Raw genomic sequence first — 14,376 nt, 5'->3', positions numbered from 1 at the left:
CGAAGAAGGCACGCGATGCCCGAGAGCTACGACTACATCATCGTCGGAGGTGGGTCTGCCGGATCGGCGCTGGCCAACCGGTTGTCCACCGACCCCGGCACCACGGTGCTCGTCCTGGAGGCGGGGCGACCCGACTTCCGGTTCGACCCCCTCATCCACATGCCCGCCGCGCTGCCCTTCCCGATGGGCAACCCGCTGTACGACTGGCGCTACGAGAGCGAGCCCGAGCCGTACATGAAGGGCCGACGGCTCGCGCACGCCCGCGGCAAGGTCCTCGGCGGCTCCTCCAGCATCAACGGGATGATCTTCCAGCGCGGAAACCCGCTCGACTACGAGCGTTGGGCCGCCGACCCCGGCATGGAGACGTGGGACTACGCCCACTGCCTCCCTTACTTCAAGCGGATGGAGACCTGCCTCGCGGGCGCGGGCGCGGACGCGTGGCGCGGCGGCTCCGGCCCGCTCGTCCTCGAACGCGGCCCGGCCGACACCCCCCTGTTCGGCGCGTTCTTCGAGGCCGTGCAGCAGGCCGGGTTCCCCCTCACCGACGACGTCAACGGCTACCGGCAGGAGGGCTTCGGGCGCTTCGACCGCAACGTCCACCAGGGCCACCGCCTGTCGGCCTCCCGCGCCTACCTGCACCCCGTGCGCAAGCGGCCCAACCTCACGATCGAGACCCTCGCCCACGTCACCGGGCTGAAGACGCAGGGCGCCCGCGTCGTCGGCGTCGACTACCTGCGCGCGGGGCGCTCCCACCGCAGCGTCGCCGCCCGTGAGGTGATCCTGTGCGGCGGCACGTTCAACTCGGTCCAGCTCCTCCAGCTCGCCGGCATCGGCGCCGCCGACGACCTCTCGGCCCTCGGCATCACGCCGATCGCGGACCTCCCCGGCGTCGGCGCCAACCTCCAGGACCACCTCGAGGTGTACGTCCAGCACGCGAGCAGCCAGCCCGTCTCCCTCGGGCCGTGGTTCGCCAAATGGCGCGCCCCGCAGATCGGTGCCCAGTGGCTGCTCGGCAAGGGCATCGGCACGAGCAACCACTTCGAGGCGGGCGGGTTCATCCGCAGCAACGACGATGTCGACTACCCCAACCTCATGTTCCACTTCCTGCCGATCGCGGTGCGCTACGACGGCAGCGCCGTCGCCGCCCCGCACGGCTACCAGGTGCACATCGGCCCGATGTACTCCGACGTCCGGGGCACGGTGAAGATCAAGAGCACCGACCCCCGCGAGCACCCCGCGATCCGGTTCAACTACCTCTCGACGCAGGACGACCGGCGCGAATGGGTCGAGATGGTGCGTGCCGCGCGCACGATCTTCGCCCAGCCCGCGTTCGCCGCGTTCGACGCCGGGGAGATCTCCCCCGGCCCGAGCGTGGAGACCGATGAGGAGATCCTCGACTGGGTCGCCCGCGACGCCGAGACCGCGCTCCACCCCTCGTGTACCGCGCGCATGGGTACCGACGACGGCAGCGTCGTCGACCCCCTGACGATGCGCGTCCACGGGGTCGACGGGCTCCGGGTCGTCGACGCCTCGGTGTTCCCCTACGTGCCCAACGGGAACACCTACGCGCCGGTGATGATGGTCGCCGAGAAGGCGGCCGATCTCATCGCCGGCAACACGCCGCTTCCGCCCTCCCCCGCGCCGTACTACCGGCACGGCGCCGGGATGCCGCTCTACCCCGAGGGCGACCCGCGCAACTCCGCGTGGGACGCCGTGACGGCGCCGCCCTCGGCCGCCGGGGCCGCCAGGGCCGCGGACGCCGGGAGGACCTCGACCCCGCCGGGGGGTGAGGCATGAGCGCCACGAAGGACGGAGACAGGCCCGGCCCCGGCGGTCCCGCGGTCCACGCCCACAGCGAGGTCAGGGCGGCCGACGGTCCCACGATCAACCGCGTCAACCCCGTCGTCTTCGGCGGGTCGCTCGTCGGCGTCCTCGCGGTCGCCTCCTGGGCGATCTTCGCCCGCGAGCAGGCCGAATCGACGATCGGCGCCGCCGTCGCGGCGGTCTCCGCCGGCTTCGGGTGGTTCTACATCGCCCTCGCCACGGCCTGCGTCGTCTTCGTCATCGTCCTCGCCTGCTCGCGCTACGGCACCGTCCGCCTCGGCCCCGACCACGCGACCCCGGAGTTCTCGACCTCCTCGTGGGCCGCGATGCTCTTCGCCGCAGGCATCGGCACCGACCTCATGTTCTTCTCCGTCGCCGAACCCGTGTCGCAGTACCTCGCGCCACCCACCGGGCAGGGCGAGACCGTCGAGGCCGCGGGGAACGCGATCGAGTGGACGCTGTTCCACTACGGCATCAACGGGTGGGCCATGTACTCCCTCATGGGCATGGCCCTCGCGTACTTCGCCTACCGACGCCACGAGCCGCTCGCCGTGAGGTCGGCCCTCACGCCCCTGCTCGGACGGCACCTGCAGGGACCGATCGGCCACGTCGTCGACATCGCGGCGATGCTCGGCACGATCTTCGGCGTCGCCACCTCCCTCGGCATCGGCGTCGTGTCGCTGTCGGTCGGCCTCGACATGCTCTTCGGCACGGGCACCGGTCTCGGCGTCCAGATCGCGCTCGTCGTCGTCGCCGTCGTGATGGCGGCCGTGTCGGCGACGACCGGCGTGGCGAAGGGCATCCGGATCCTCAGCCAGCTCAACGTCCTGCTCGCGATCGGCGTCGCCGGCTGGGTGCTCGTCACCGGCAAGACGACGTACCTGCTCAACGGGCTGGTGGAGAACATCGGCGGGTTCGTCGCGTCCTTCCCCTCCCTCACCGGCACGACGTTCGCCTACGACCAGCCGACCGAGTGGATGTCGCTGTGGACCCTGTTCTTCTGGGCCTGGTGGATCGCCTGGGCGAGCTTCGTCGGGATGTTCCTCGCCCGCATCAGCAAGGGACGCACGATCCGCCAGTTCGTCACCGGCACCCTGCTGCTGCCGTTCAGCTACATCGTCATGTGGGTGTCGATCTTCGGGAACTCCGCCATCGACCGCATCCGCAGCGGCGACACCGCGTTCGGGGAACTCGCGATGGCCGTCCCCGAAAGGGGCTTCTACACCCTGCTCCAGCAGTACCCGGGTGCCGGGGTCCTCATCGGCGTCTCCACCTTCGTCGGGTTGCTGTTCTACGTCACCTCGGCCGACTCCGGGGCGCTCGTCATGGCGAACCTCAGCTCCCACATCTCCTCCCCCGAGGAGGACGCCCGGCCCTGGCTGCGGACCGTCTGGGCGGCCGCGACCGGCCTGCTGACGATCGCGATGCTCATGGTCGGCGGGATCGTCACCCTGCAGTACGCCACCGTCATCATGGGCGTGCCGTTCGCCATCGTCATGGCCCTCGTCATGGTGAGTCTGTGGCGGGCGCTGCGCGTCGAGGCCCACATCGCCGACGGGCGGCGACGCCCGACGCTCCCGCCGCTCGTCGGCTCCGACGACGCGGGCGCCGAGGAATGGAAGGCGCGGGTCAACAGGCTGCTGGAATCGAGCGACCCCGACTCGGTGCGCCGCTACCTCGCCCACGTCGGGCGCCCCGCCCTCGAAGCCGTCGCCACCGAACTCGCGGAGCGCGGGGTCGCGGCGACGACGACCTCGGTCGGCGACCCCGACCGTCCGGACGTCGTGGAGCTGTGCACCGACACCACGCCCCACCCCTTCGTCTACGGCATCCATGTCGAATGCGTGCCCGCACCGACGTACGGCGCCCGGATGAGGCGTGCCGACGCCCTCACCGGCATCCTCCACGTCCACGTCGCCGCCGGGGGGCAGGGGTACGACGTCATGGGGTACAGCCGTGGACAGCTCATCCACGACGTCCTCGACCAGTACGAGGACCACCTCGAGTTCCTCCGGCTCGAGGAGGCCGCCGCCCACCCGAGCGCCACGTCCCCGTCGGCCTGAGGACCGCTCGAGGGCACGGAGGTTGGGGGTGGAGCCGGGCGGCTCCACCCCCAACCTCCGTGTGGCCCGTGGTCCGTCGCGATCACCCCGCGCCCCGAGGCCTGGATACACTGCGAGCACCCGTGCACCCGAGGCGAGGTGGTCCGGCCATGACACGCTCCCCGCATCCTCCCTCCCCTGCTCATGGCCGTCGGCCTCACGGGGCGGGCAAGGTCGTCAGCGCGGAGGAGGCCGTCGCCCTCGTCAGCGACGGGGACACCATCGCGACCGGCGGGTTCGTCGGCATCGGGTTCGCCGAGAACATCGCGGTCGCCCTGGAGCGCCGGTTCCTCGGCGGGCACGGCGCGGATGGCGGTGGCGACGCCGGGGCCGGCCACCCCCGTGACCTCACCCTCGTCTATGCCGCAGGCCAGGGCGACGGCGGTGATCGCGGACTCAACCACTTCGCCCACCCCGGCATGGTGGGGCGGGTCATCGGCGGTCACTGGGGGCTTGCCCCGAAACTCGGGGCCATGGCCGTCGCCGGTGAGATCGAGGCCTACAACCTGCCGCAGGGCGTCATCAGCCACCTGTTCCGCGACATCGCCGCCGGCAAACCCGGGACCCTCACCCGCGTGGGCCTCGACACCTTCGTCGACCCGCGTCGCGACGGCGGCCGTCTCAACGACCGGACCACCGAGGACCTCGTCCGCGTCCTCGAGATCGACGGCGAGGAGTACCTGTTCTACCGGGCGTTCGGCATCGACGTCGGCATCATCCGGGCGACGACGGCCGATCCGGAGGGCAACCTCACGATGGAACGCGAGGCGTTGCTGCTCGAGGCCCGCGCGATCGCGACGGCCGCGCGCAACAGCGGCGGCGTCGTCATCGCGCAGGTCGAGCGGCTCGCCGAGCGCGACACCCTGCCCAGCCGCCAGGTGGTCGTCCCCGGGATCCTCGTCGACTGCGTCGTCGTCGCGGAGAGCCCCGAATACCACCACCAGACCTTCGCCGAGCCGTACAGCCCGTTCTTCGCGGGGGAGCTGCGGGCCCCGCTCACGGCCCTGCCCCCGATGCCGCTGGACCACCGCAAGGTCATCGCGCGTCGCGCGGCGTTGCAGTTGCGGCCGAACGACGTCGTCAATCTCGGCATCGGCATGCCCGAGGGCGTCGCCTCCGTCGCCGCCGAGGAACGGATCTTCGACCTTCTCACCCTCACGGCCGAACCCGGCGTCGTCGGGGGGATCCCGGCCGGGGGCCTCAACTTCGGCGCCGCCGTCAACGCCTCGGCCGTGGTCGACCAGCCCTCCCAGTTCGACTTCTACGACGGCGGTGGGCTCGACATCGCGGTCCTCGGCCTCGCTCAGGCCGATGCGGCCGGCAACGTCAACGTGTCCCGCTTCGGTGAACGCCTGGCGGGCGCAGGCGGGTTCGTCAACATCTCGCAGAACGCCGGCGCCGTCGTGTTCGTGGGCACGTTCACCTCGGGTGGACTCGAGACCCGGATCGAGGACGGCGAACTACGGATCGTGCGGGAGGGCCGGGGCGTCAAGTTCCTCACCGAGGTCGAGCACCGCACGTTCAGCGGGGCACGGGCTGCCGCCCTGGGCCGGGACATCCTCTACGTCACCGAGCGGTGCGTCTTCGGACTCACGCCGGACGGGCTGGAACTCCAGGAGGTCGCCCCCGGCGTCGACGTCGAGCGCGACGTCCTCGCCCTCATGGAGCGCCCCGCCTCGATGCCTCGAGACCCCGTCCTCATGGACCCGCGCCTCTTCCTCCCCGACGCGATGGGACTACGCGCCCAACTCCTCGAGGTGCCGCTGAGCTCCCGGTTCACCTACGACCCCGAGCGCGACCGGTTCTTCGTCGATTTCGAGGGCCTCACGGTGCGCACCCCCGCCGACGTCGAGCGCGTCCGCGAGGCGATCGAGGCCGCCGTCTCACCGCTCGGCCGACGCGTCTCGGCCGTCGTCAACTACGACCGATTCTCGATCACGCCCGAACTCGTCGAGCCCTACGCGCAGATGGTCGAAGAGATCACCGCCCGCCTCTACAGCTCCGTGTCGCGCTACACCTCGAACGCGTTCCTGCTCGCCAGGCTCGGCGCGGCGATGACGACCCCCTCCGCGCCGTCCCGCCCCGAACGCGCCCCCGGGTGACACCGACCCGACGACGTCGTCGCAGACCCCCCGGGTCGTGGGCTCCGCGCCCACCTCACCGCACATCTCACACCGGAAGCTGGTGGTCAGACCGGCGCACATGTTCAGCGGTGTGAGCGCTCGCCTCCGGTTTGAGGTGAGTTGCCCGCGCGCCGCCGGTGGAGTGACCCCTGTCCGTGTCGGCGGGGCGGGAACGACGAAGGGGCGGGACGGACATGATGTCCGTCCCGCCCCTTGCGTCTGCCGAGCGGAGGCTCAGCGCGATGCGGCGATCGTCACTTGAGGGTGACGGTGGCGCCGGCGCCCTCGAGGGCAGCCTTAGCCTTCTCCGCGTCGTCCTTCTTCGCGGCCTCGAGGACGGGCTTGGGGGCGCCGTCGACGAGGTCCTTGGCCTCCTTGAGGCCCAGGCTCGTGAGGGCGCGGACCTCCTTGATGACCTGGATCTTCTTGTCACCGGCGGACTCGAGGATGACGTCGAACTCGTCCTTCTCCTCCGCGGCGGGGGCGTCGCCGCCACCGGCCGGGGCGCCCGCGGCCGCAACCGCGACCGGAGCCGCAGCGGTGACCTCGAACTTGTCCTCGAACGCCTTGACGAACTCGGAGAGCTCGATGAGGGTCATCTCTTCGAAAACGCCGAGGAGCTCCTCGGTGGACATCTTCGCCATGATTGGCTTCCTTCCTGATACGAACCGTGCCGTGAGTGGCTGAACGGGGGTGACCGGACGCGAATGCGTCAGGCCTCGTCGCCACCCTCGGCGGCGTCTGCGGGGGCCTCGGCGGGAGCCGCAGCGGCCCCACCGGTCTCTTCGACCTTCGCCCGGAGGGCGTCGATCACGCGCGCCGTCTGCGACAGCGGAGCGGCGAACAGCGACACGGCCTGGTTGAGCTTGCCCTTCATCGCGCCTGCGGCCTTGGCCAGCAGGACCTCACGCGACTCGAGGTCGGCAAGCTTGGTGATGTCCTCCGCGCTCAAGGCCTTGCCGTCGAGGACGCCGGCCTTGATGACGAGGAGGGGGTTGGCCTTGGCGAAGTCACGCAGGACCTTGGCCGCCTCGACCGGGTCACCGGTGACGAAGGCGATGGCCGAGGGGCCGACGAGCTGACCGTCGAAGGCCGTGACTCCGGCCTCCTTCGCGGCGAGCTCGGTGAGCGTGTTCTTCGCGACGGCGTAGCTGCCGTTCGGGCGCAGCTGCGAGCGGAGCTCGGAGAGCTGGGCCACGGACAGGCCGCGGTACTCCGTCAGCACGGCCGCACCGGACTCGCGGAACTTGTCCGTGAGCTCGGCGATGGCTGCCTGCTTCGCGGGCGTTGCCATAGGGCCTCCTTAAGGTGATGCCGGCACCCAAGGTCCCCCGAGACGACGAAAGCTCCCGTGCACAGGGCAACGGGAGCACACGACCGAACAGGATCTGCTCGGTGAACGTTCTCGGTGGCCTGCGCTGGACGCCCCGTCTGCGGGGACCTTCGGTCGAAGGCGTGAGCCTCCGACGACCGGCGGTCATGGGTCGCCTATGACGATACGTGCCCGGCGCCGTCGGGACCAAATCGGGTGGTCGGAGCGATGATCGGCGGTCCGCCGCACGGGTCGGGGTCGGCGTGGAACGTCGACGCCCGCCCCGGCAGCAGCCGGAGCGGGCGTGACGCGTGATCGATCGGAGGCTCAGGCCTCGTCCTCGACCAGGAGGTTGCGGGTGCGGTTCTGGTCCAGCGGGATGCCGGGGCCCATCGTCGTGGCCATGGTGGCCTTGGTGATGTACCGGCCCTTGCTCGCCGAGGGCTTGAGACGAAGGATCTCCTCCAGCGCGGCGGAGTAGTTCTCGATCAGCGCCTTCTCGTCGAACGAGGTCTTGCCGATGATGAAGTGCAGGTTGCTGTGCTTGTCGACGCGGAACTCGATCTTTCCGCCCTTGATGTCCGTGACGGCCTTGGCGACGTCCATCGTCACCGTGCCGGTCTTCGGGTTCGGCATGAGACCACGGGGGCCGAGCACCTTGCCGAGGCGACCGACCTTGCCCATGAGGTCGGGGGTCGCGACGACGGCGTCGAAGTCGAGCCAGCCGCCCTGGACCTTCTCGAGCATGTCGTCGGACCCGACGAAGTCGGCGCCGGCCTCGCGGGCGGCCTCGGCGTTCGCACCGTTGGCGAAGACGAGGACACGCGCGGTCTTACCGGTGCCGTTGGGCAGGTTGACCGTTCCGCGCACCATCTGGTCGGCCTTGCGGGGGTCGACACCGAGGCGGAACGCGACCTCGACGGTCGCGTCGTAGGCGGTGGTGGAAGTGTCCTTGGCGAGGCGCACGGCCTCGAGCGGGGAGTAGAGCTTGCTCCGGTCGATCTTGTCGGCCGAAGCGCGGTAGTTCTTGCTGCGCTTCATGACGCTCCTCATGTGGATGGCACCCGATCGGGGCCGCAGTGGCCGCGTGGGCGAGGGAGTCGTGGTCGATCGGGCCGCGCCGGGCCCTGCCACAAGGGTCAAGTCTGCCACACGCCCCCGGCGGGCATGAAAGTCGCCCGCCCGGGGCCGAACCGTCGGGCCCGGACGCGCGAGGACCGCAGGTGCGCACACCTGCGGTCCTCGCCTGCGGCGCCTCGGGGCGCCCGTCGGTCGATCCTGCTCAGGCGACCGTGATGCCCATGGAACGGGCCGTACCGGCGATGATCTTCTTCGCCTGCTCGATGTCGTGGGCGTTGAGGTCGGCCATCTTCTGCTCGGCGATCTCACGCACCTGGTCGTCGGTGAGGCTCGCGACCTTGGCCTTGTGCGGCTCCCCGGAGCCCTTGGCGACGCCCGCGGCCTTCTTGATGAGCTCGGCGGCGGGCGGCGTCTTCGTGATGAAGGTGAACGAACGGTCCTCGTAGACCGTGATCTCGACGGGGATGACGTTGCCGCGCTGGGACTCCGTCGCGGCGTTGTACGCCTTGACGAACTCCATGATGTTGACGCCGTGCTGACCGAGGGCCGGACCCACCGGCGGCGCGGGCGTGGCCGCACCGGCCTGGATCTGCAGCTTGATGTACCCGGAGACCTTCTTCTTGGGAGGCATGTCGCTCCTCTTTCGCTTCGTGGGCCCACGCCGTGGGCGATGACCCGGTTGCACTCGGCCGGGGGCCCGACCGGTGATGCCCGACCCGCGCCGGGCACCGAGGGTCCACGGTACGCGTCGGGCGGGGCCGGAGGCGAATCGCGTCCGACGGCACCGCGCCCGCCCCGGATGATCCGGAGCGGGCGCGGCGGTGAATCGGTGGGACGTCCTCAGATCTTGGCGACCTGGTTGAACGCGAGTTCCACGGGGGTCTCACGGCCGAAGATCGACACGAGGACCTTGAGCTTCTGCTGCTCGGGGAGGATCTCGGAGATCGTCGCCGGCATCGTCTCGAAGGGGCCCTCCATGACGGTGACGGACTCGCCGACCTCGTAGTCGACCACGGTGCTCGAGGCCACGGTCGCCGACTCCTGACGGCTCGCTGCCGACGCGGCACCGGCGGCGGCCTCGCGCTCGACCTGCGGCGCGAGCATCGAGACGATCTCCTCGAGGCTCAGCGGCACGGGCTGGTGGGCGTTGCCGACGAACCCGGTGACGCCCGGGGTGTGGCGCACCGCGCCCCAGCTCTCGTCGGTGAGGTCCATGCGGACCAGCACGTACCCGGGCATCCGCACGCGGCGCACGACCTTCTTCTGCCCGTTCTTGATCTCGGTGACCTGCTCCATCGGCACCTCGGCCTGGAAGATGTACTCCTCCATGTTGAGCGAGGTGACGCGCTGCTCCAGGTTCTGCTTCACGCGGTTCTCGTACCCCGCGTAGGAGTGGATGACGTACCAGTCGCCGGGAAGGAAGCGCAGCTCCTTCCGCAGGGCCTCGACCGGGTCCTCCTCGACCGCCGCGACCTCGACCTGGTCGTCCTGAGCGACGGGCTCGGCGGCCTGGGGCTCGGCGGGCTCGTCCGCGTCGACGCCGCCGACCTCGGCAGGACCGCCCTCGGCGACGTCATCGGTCTCGGCGTCGGTCACCTCGGCGTCGGTCACGTCGGCGTCGGCAACATCGACCTCGTCGGTCTCGACGTCCATCTGCGTGTCGTCCGCCGGCGCGTCGGTGTCGTCGACCTCGAGCTCGCGCGCCTCCACCTCGTCGGTGGGCGAGGACGCCTGGGTGTCCTCGGGGGCCTCGGACTGGTACTCCGACTCGGTCACGGGTGAACTCACTTCCTTGCTGATACTCCACGCCCGGAGTTGGATCGGACGAGGTCCACGATGGGGATGACGAACGGCGTGATGAGCCGGGTGCGGGTCAGGCCCCGCCGAAGACCCAGCCGACGAGGCGGCTCGCGACGGCGTCGATGCCCATGGTGAAGAGCATGACGGCGGTGACGAAGACGATGACCACCATGGTGTAGGTGGTGAGCTCCTTGCGCGTGGGTCGCACGACCTTGCGCATCTCGTCGAGCACCTGGCTGAAGAAGAGGCCGATGGCCGAGAAGAACCGGGTGACGGCGTTGCCGCCCTGGGGGCGACGCTCCCGCGCCGACGCTGCCCGCGTCGCCGTGTCGTGGTCGCTCACGTGTCCTCATCTCCTGGGTCACGCCCCGTGGGGCGGGAACGGGAATGCTCCGCGGCGACCCTTTCGTCCTCGGCTTCTGATCGTTCTCGCAGGGCAGGAGGGACTCGAACCCCCAACCGCCGGTTTTGGAGACCGGTGCTCTACCAATTGAGCCACTGCCCTACGGGTGGGATCGGTGCGCAGGCGCGCCGGACTCACCCAGACGGGAATCATACGGGAGAGGCCGCCGGATACGCCAACCGGCGTCCCGCCCTGCGCGCGTCGCCGCACGTCGGAGCCCCGCGCGTACAGCCGATGCGCACCGGTCTCCCCGGGTTCGGTCGATTCGTCTGTGACACTGGACAAGTGAGAAGGCCGGTCCACACGCTCCCCAAGGCGCACCTGCACCTGCACTTCACCGGGTCCATGCGGTTCACGACCCTGCTCGAGATGGCCGAGGAGCAGCGGGTGCGGCTCCCCCACGCCCTCGTCGAGGACTGGCCACCCGCCCTCGCGGCCCGTGACGAGCGCGGGTGGTTCCGGTTCCAACGCCTCTACGACGCGGCGCGCTCGTGCGTGCGGTCGGAGTCGGCGATGCGTCGGATCGTCGCCGAGGCGGCCGAGGACGACGCCGCCGAAGGGTCGCGGTGGCTGGAACTGCAGGTCGACCCCACGAGCTATGCCCCGTTCGTCGGGGGCCTCACCCCGGCGCTCGAGATCGTGCTCGACGAGGCCCGCCGCGTGAGCAGCGCCGGCCCCGTGGGGGTCGGGGTCGTCGTGGCGGCGAGTCGGATCCGCCACCCCCTCGACGCACGGACCCTCGCGCGCCTCGCCGCCCGGTACGCCGGTGACGGCCCCGGCGAGGTCGTCGGGTTCGGCCTGTCCAACGACGAGCGCCGCGGCCACATCGAGGAGTTCGAGGGCGCCTTCCGCATCGCCCGACGCGCGGACCTCGCGATCGTCCCCCACGGCGGAGAACTCCTCGGGCCCGAGGCCGTCCACGCCACCCTCGAGGCCGCCCGGCCCGACCGGATCGGCCACGGGGTCCGCAGCGTCGAAAACTCCGAGGTGCTTGCGGACGTCGTGAGCCGCGGCGTCACCCTCGAGGTCTGCCCGGGCAGCAACGTCGGACTCGGGGTCTACGCCACCCCGTTCGACGTGCCGCTGCGCCCCCTCTACGACGCGGGCGCGCAGATCGCCCTGGGCGCCGACGATCCGCTGTTGTTCGGCTCCCGCCTCGCCGACCAGTACGAGATCGCCCGTAGCGTGCACGCCTTCGACGACGACGCCCTCGCCGACCTCGCCCGCATGTCGATCCGCGGCAGCCGCGCCCCGCAATCGGTGAAGGACGACGCCCTCGTCGACATCGACACCTGGCTCCGGACTCCCGGCGAACCGAGGACCGACACCTCACCCGGGTGAACGTCGCCGCACCGGGGACGGAGCCCGATCACGCCGTGGCCCAGCACGCCCTGGCCCAGCACGCCACGGTCCCGGACGGCGGGCCGTGACGATCGACGATGGCGGGTCGACGAGGTCACGCACCTGACGCGCTCGTACCCGCCGTCGGTGAGACACCGCCCGTGGCCCGGGTGCCACGTCGGCGCCGGGGCTCAGAGGGTGAGGCCGACGAGTACCGGCTCGTTGACGAGCCGGACGCCGAATCGCTCCTCCACCGCGTCCCGGACGCGGCGCGCGAGGGCGACGACGTCGGCGGCCGTGGCCTCGCCCCGGTTGGTGACGGCGAGGACGTGCTTGGTGGACAGGGCGGCCGGGCCGGGGAGGCCGTACCCCTTGCCGAAACCGGCCTTGTCGATGAGCCAGGCCGCGCTCGTCTTCTCCTGACCCTCGCCGGTGGGAAAGCGCGGCGGGGTGAGGTCGTCGCCCGCGACCTCGCGGACGCGGGCGGCGAGGGCGTCCATGGTGGGCGTCGGGAGGATCGGGTTGGTGAAGAACGACCCGCAGCCCCACGTGTCGGCGTCGTCGACATCCCAGACCATGCCGCGGCGGCGGCGCTGCTCGAGCACGGCCTCCCGTGCGTCGGCGAGGGGGACGCGAGCCCCGAGGTCGACTCCGAGGCCCGTGGCGAGGTCGGCGTAGGCGATGGGCCGGGAGAGGTCGGCGAGCTCGAACTGGAACGTCACGTCGAGGACGACGTACCGCGGCGACATCCCGCCGAGACCGGCGGAGGTGGCCTCGCCGGACGTGCGCGCGGGCATCGGGGTGCCCTTGAACCGCGAGTGGCGGTACGCGAAGTCGCACTCCGCGCCGGTGAAGGTGCGGACCTGCTCACGGGCCCGATCCCACGTGCGCACCCGCGCGATCGTCTGGGCGACCTCCTGGCCGTAGGCGCCGACGTTCTGCACCGGGGTCGAGCCGACGTACCCGGGGATGCCCGAGAGCGCCTCGACACCCGCCCAGCCGGAGGCGACGGCGTGCTCGACGAACGCGTCCCAGGGCTCCCCCGCCGCGACGCGCACCGTCGCACCGCTGCACGCGTCTTGCGACTCCACCGTGATGCCGCGCGTCGCGACCTTGACGACGACCCCCTCGACGCCGTCGTCGGCGACCACGAGGTTGGACCCGCCGGAGAGCACCCCCAGCGGCTCGTCGGCTTCGTCGACGACACGGACGGCGTCGACGAGCTCGTCGGTGGTCTCGGCGACGACGAAACGCCGCGCCGGCCCTCCGACGCGCATCGTCGTGTGCGCGGACAGCAAGGGGCAGGTCTGGTCGGCCGGGTGGCCCGTGGTGGTCATCGGTTCTCCGCACCCGTCGGCGGCGCGGTGGGGGGCGGGGCCCCGTCATCGCCCTCTGCGTCACGGCCGGGGACCGCGAGAACGGCGAGGGCTCGGCCGAGCACCTTGGTGTCGTCCTGGGTGACCGCGAGCTCGAGCGTGACCTCACCGGCGTCGGCGTCGACCTTCTTGACCGTGCCGGTGACCTCGATGTCGGCGCCGCCCTCGTACGGGACGACGACGGGGTTGACGAAGCGGCAGCCCCACGACGTGACGTGCTGCGGCCCACCGGCCCACTGCGAGGCGAGCTCTCCGGCGGCGCCCATCGTGAACATGCCGTGGGCGATGACGTCGGGCAGACCCACCGAGACGGCGAAGCGCTCGTCCCAGTGAATGGGGTTGAGGTCCCCGGAGGCGGCGGCGTAGGCGACGAGGCGCGCCCGATCGACGTGGATCGTGCGGGTGGCCACGACGTCCCCCACCGACAGGTCGGCGAGGACGGGGTGGGATGCGGAACGGTCGTGGCTGCTCATGAGCCCGCTCCTCGGATGACGACGCTCGACCGCACGGTGACGACGGGCTGCCCGTCGTCACCGCAGATCTCGACGCGGGTGGAGGCGAGACCGTGACCGCCCGCCTCGCGGACCCGGTCGACGTGGAGGGTGGGGACGAGCACCATGCCCGCCACCACGGGACGGTGGTGGACGAAGGTCTCCTCGCCGTGGACGAGCCGGCTGAAGTCGACACCGGCCTCGGGGTCGGCGACGTAGGTGGCCTCGCTGCGCTGGGCGACGACGACCGCGAACGTAGGCGGGGCGACGACGTCGGGGAAGCCCGCCGCCTGTGCCGCCGCCACGTCGTGGTGAACCGGATCGGTGGCCCCGACCGCGGAGGCGAAGGCCCTCACGTGCTCACGGCCGACCACGAACGGTTCGCCCGGCGGATAGCTGCGCCCCTCGAAGGCGGTGTTCACACCCATGGCCGGAACCCTAGTGCAGCACGCCGACAGCCCGTCCTCTCACCCTCGTGGGCCCGTGCGACGTGCGGTGCCGGCCCTGCCCCACCCCTGTCGGGC

13 protein-coding genes and 1 tRNA gene are annotated in these 14,376 nt (G+C 71.2%); 4 read left to right on the top strand and 10 right to left on the bottom strand.

The genetic code is table 11. The features are described 5' to 3' along the window. The first annotated feature begins 15 nt into the window (after positions 1-15). The 3 genes from betA (at position 16) to RT054_RS09825 (ending at position 6,028) form a co-directional block, all read left to right on the top strand. Positions 16-1,797 (top strand): choline dehydrogenase, encoded by a 1,782-nt coding sequence (gene betA, locus RT054_RS09835; protein WP_313023342.1) that lies wholly within the window; start codon positions 16-18, stop codon positions 1,795-1,797. Then, entirely contained in the window at positions 1,794-3,887 is a 2,094-nt protein-coding gene (gene betT / locus RT054_RS09830) for a choline BCCT transporter BetT (RefSeq protein ID WP_313023340.1), read from the top strand. Before betA ends, betT begins: the two co-directional genes overlap by 4 nt. 149 nt (positions 3,888-4,036) lie before the next feature. Then, positions 4,037-6,028, top strand: coding sequence for a CoA-transferase (locus tag RT054_RS09825; protein ID WP_313023338.1), 1,992 nt, complete (start codon positions 4,037-4,039; stop codon positions 6,026-6,028). A 275-nt stretch (positions 6,029-6,303) separates the two neighbouring features. Here the strand turns inward: RT054_RS09825 and rplL are convergent, their stop codons facing one another. The 7 genes from rplL to RT054_RS09790 all read right to left on the bottom strand — a co-directional run bounded on the left by rplL (position 6,304) and on the right by RT054_RS09790 (position 10,746). Beyond that, positions 6,304-6,693 (bottom strand): 50S ribosomal protein L7/L12, encoded by a 390-nt coding sequence (rplL, locus tag RT054_RS09820; RefSeq protein ID WP_312719768.1) that lies wholly within the window; start codon positions 6,691-6,693, stop codon positions 6,304-6,306. A gap of 68 nt (positions 6,694-6,761) precedes the next feature. Then, positions 6,762-7,343: a 50S ribosomal protein L10 gene (gene rplJ / locus RT054_RS09815; RefSeq protein WP_312719769.1), complete on the bottom strand. Its 582-nt coding sequence runs from the start codon at positions 7,341-7,343 to the stop codon at positions 6,762-6,764. A 345-nt stretch (positions 7,344-7,688) separates the two neighbouring features. After that, complete coding sequence (gene rplA, locus RT054_RS09810; protein ID WP_313023335.1) at positions 7,689-8,402, bottom strand: 50S ribosomal protein L1; 714 nt, start codon at positions 8,400-8,402, stop codon at positions 7,689-7,691. A gap of 241 nt (positions 8,403-8,643) precedes the next feature. Further along, positions 8,644-9,072, bottom strand: a complete 429-nt coding sequence (gene rplK, locus RT054_RS09805) for a 50S ribosomal protein L11 (RefSeq protein WP_313023334.1) — start codon at positions 9,070-9,072, stop codon at positions 8,644-8,646. Between the two features lie 209 nt (positions 9,073-9,281). Beyond that, positions 9,282-10,217 (bottom strand): transcription termination/antitermination protein NusG, encoded by a 936-nt coding sequence (gene nusG / locus RT054_RS09800; protein ID WP_396837259.1) that lies wholly within the window; start codon positions 10,215-10,217, stop codon positions 9,282-9,284. A 97-nt stretch (positions 10,218-10,314) separates the two neighbouring features. After that, entirely contained in the window at positions 10,315-10,584 is a 270-nt protein-coding gene (secE, locus tag RT054_RS09795; RefSeq protein ID WP_312719774.1) for a preprotein translocase subunit SecE, read from the bottom strand. 89 nt (positions 10,585-10,673) lie between these two features. Beyond that, positions 10,674-10,746, bottom strand: a tRNA-Trp gene (locus RT054_RS09790). A 183-nt stretch (positions 10,747-10,929) separates the two neighbouring features. On the opposite strand from RT054_RS09790, the gene RT054_RS09785 reads away from it, so the two are divergent. Next, on the top strand, positions 10,930-11,985 hold the full coding sequence (locus RT054_RS09785; protein WP_312719775.1) for an adenosine deaminase: 1,056 nt from the start codon (positions 10,930-10,932) through the stop codon (positions 11,983-11,985). Positions 11,986-12,176: 191 nt separating this feature from the next. Here the strand turns inward: RT054_RS09785 and RT054_RS09780 are convergent, their stop codons facing one another. The 3 genes from RT054_RS09780 to RT054_RS09770 are packed head-to-tail and all read right to left on the bottom strand — an operon-like array spanning position 12,177 to position 14,280. Next, complete coding sequence (locus RT054_RS09780; protein WP_313023331.1) at positions 12,177-13,322, bottom strand: UDP-N-acetylmuramate dehydrogenase; 1,146 nt, start codon at positions 13,320-13,322, stop codon at positions 12,177-12,179. Further along, the gene (locus RT054_RS09775; RefSeq protein WP_312719778.1) at positions 13,319-13,834 is read right to left on the bottom strand and encodes a MaoC/PaaZ C-terminal domain-containing protein; all 516 of its coding nucleotides are present in this window, start codon (positions 13,832-13,834) and stop codon (positions 13,319-13,321) included. The genes RT054_RS09780 and RT054_RS09775 overlap by 4 nt, the downstream gene beginning before the upstream one ends. After that, entirely contained in the window at positions 13,831-14,280 is a 450-nt protein-coding gene (locus tag RT054_RS09770; RefSeq protein ID WP_312719780.1) for a MaoC family dehydratase N-terminal domain-containing protein, read from the bottom strand. Before RT054_RS09770 ends, RT054_RS09775 begins: the two co-directional genes overlap by 4 nt. Positions 14,281-14,376 lie beyond the last annotated feature (96 nt).

The organism is Mobilicoccus sp. (genome assembly GCF_032060985.1).
Taxonomy (GTDB): Bacteria; Actinomycetota; Actinomycetes; order Actinomycetales; family Dermatophilaceae; genus Mobilicoccus.
This window is presented reverse-complemented; position numbering and strand designations above follow the sequence as displayed.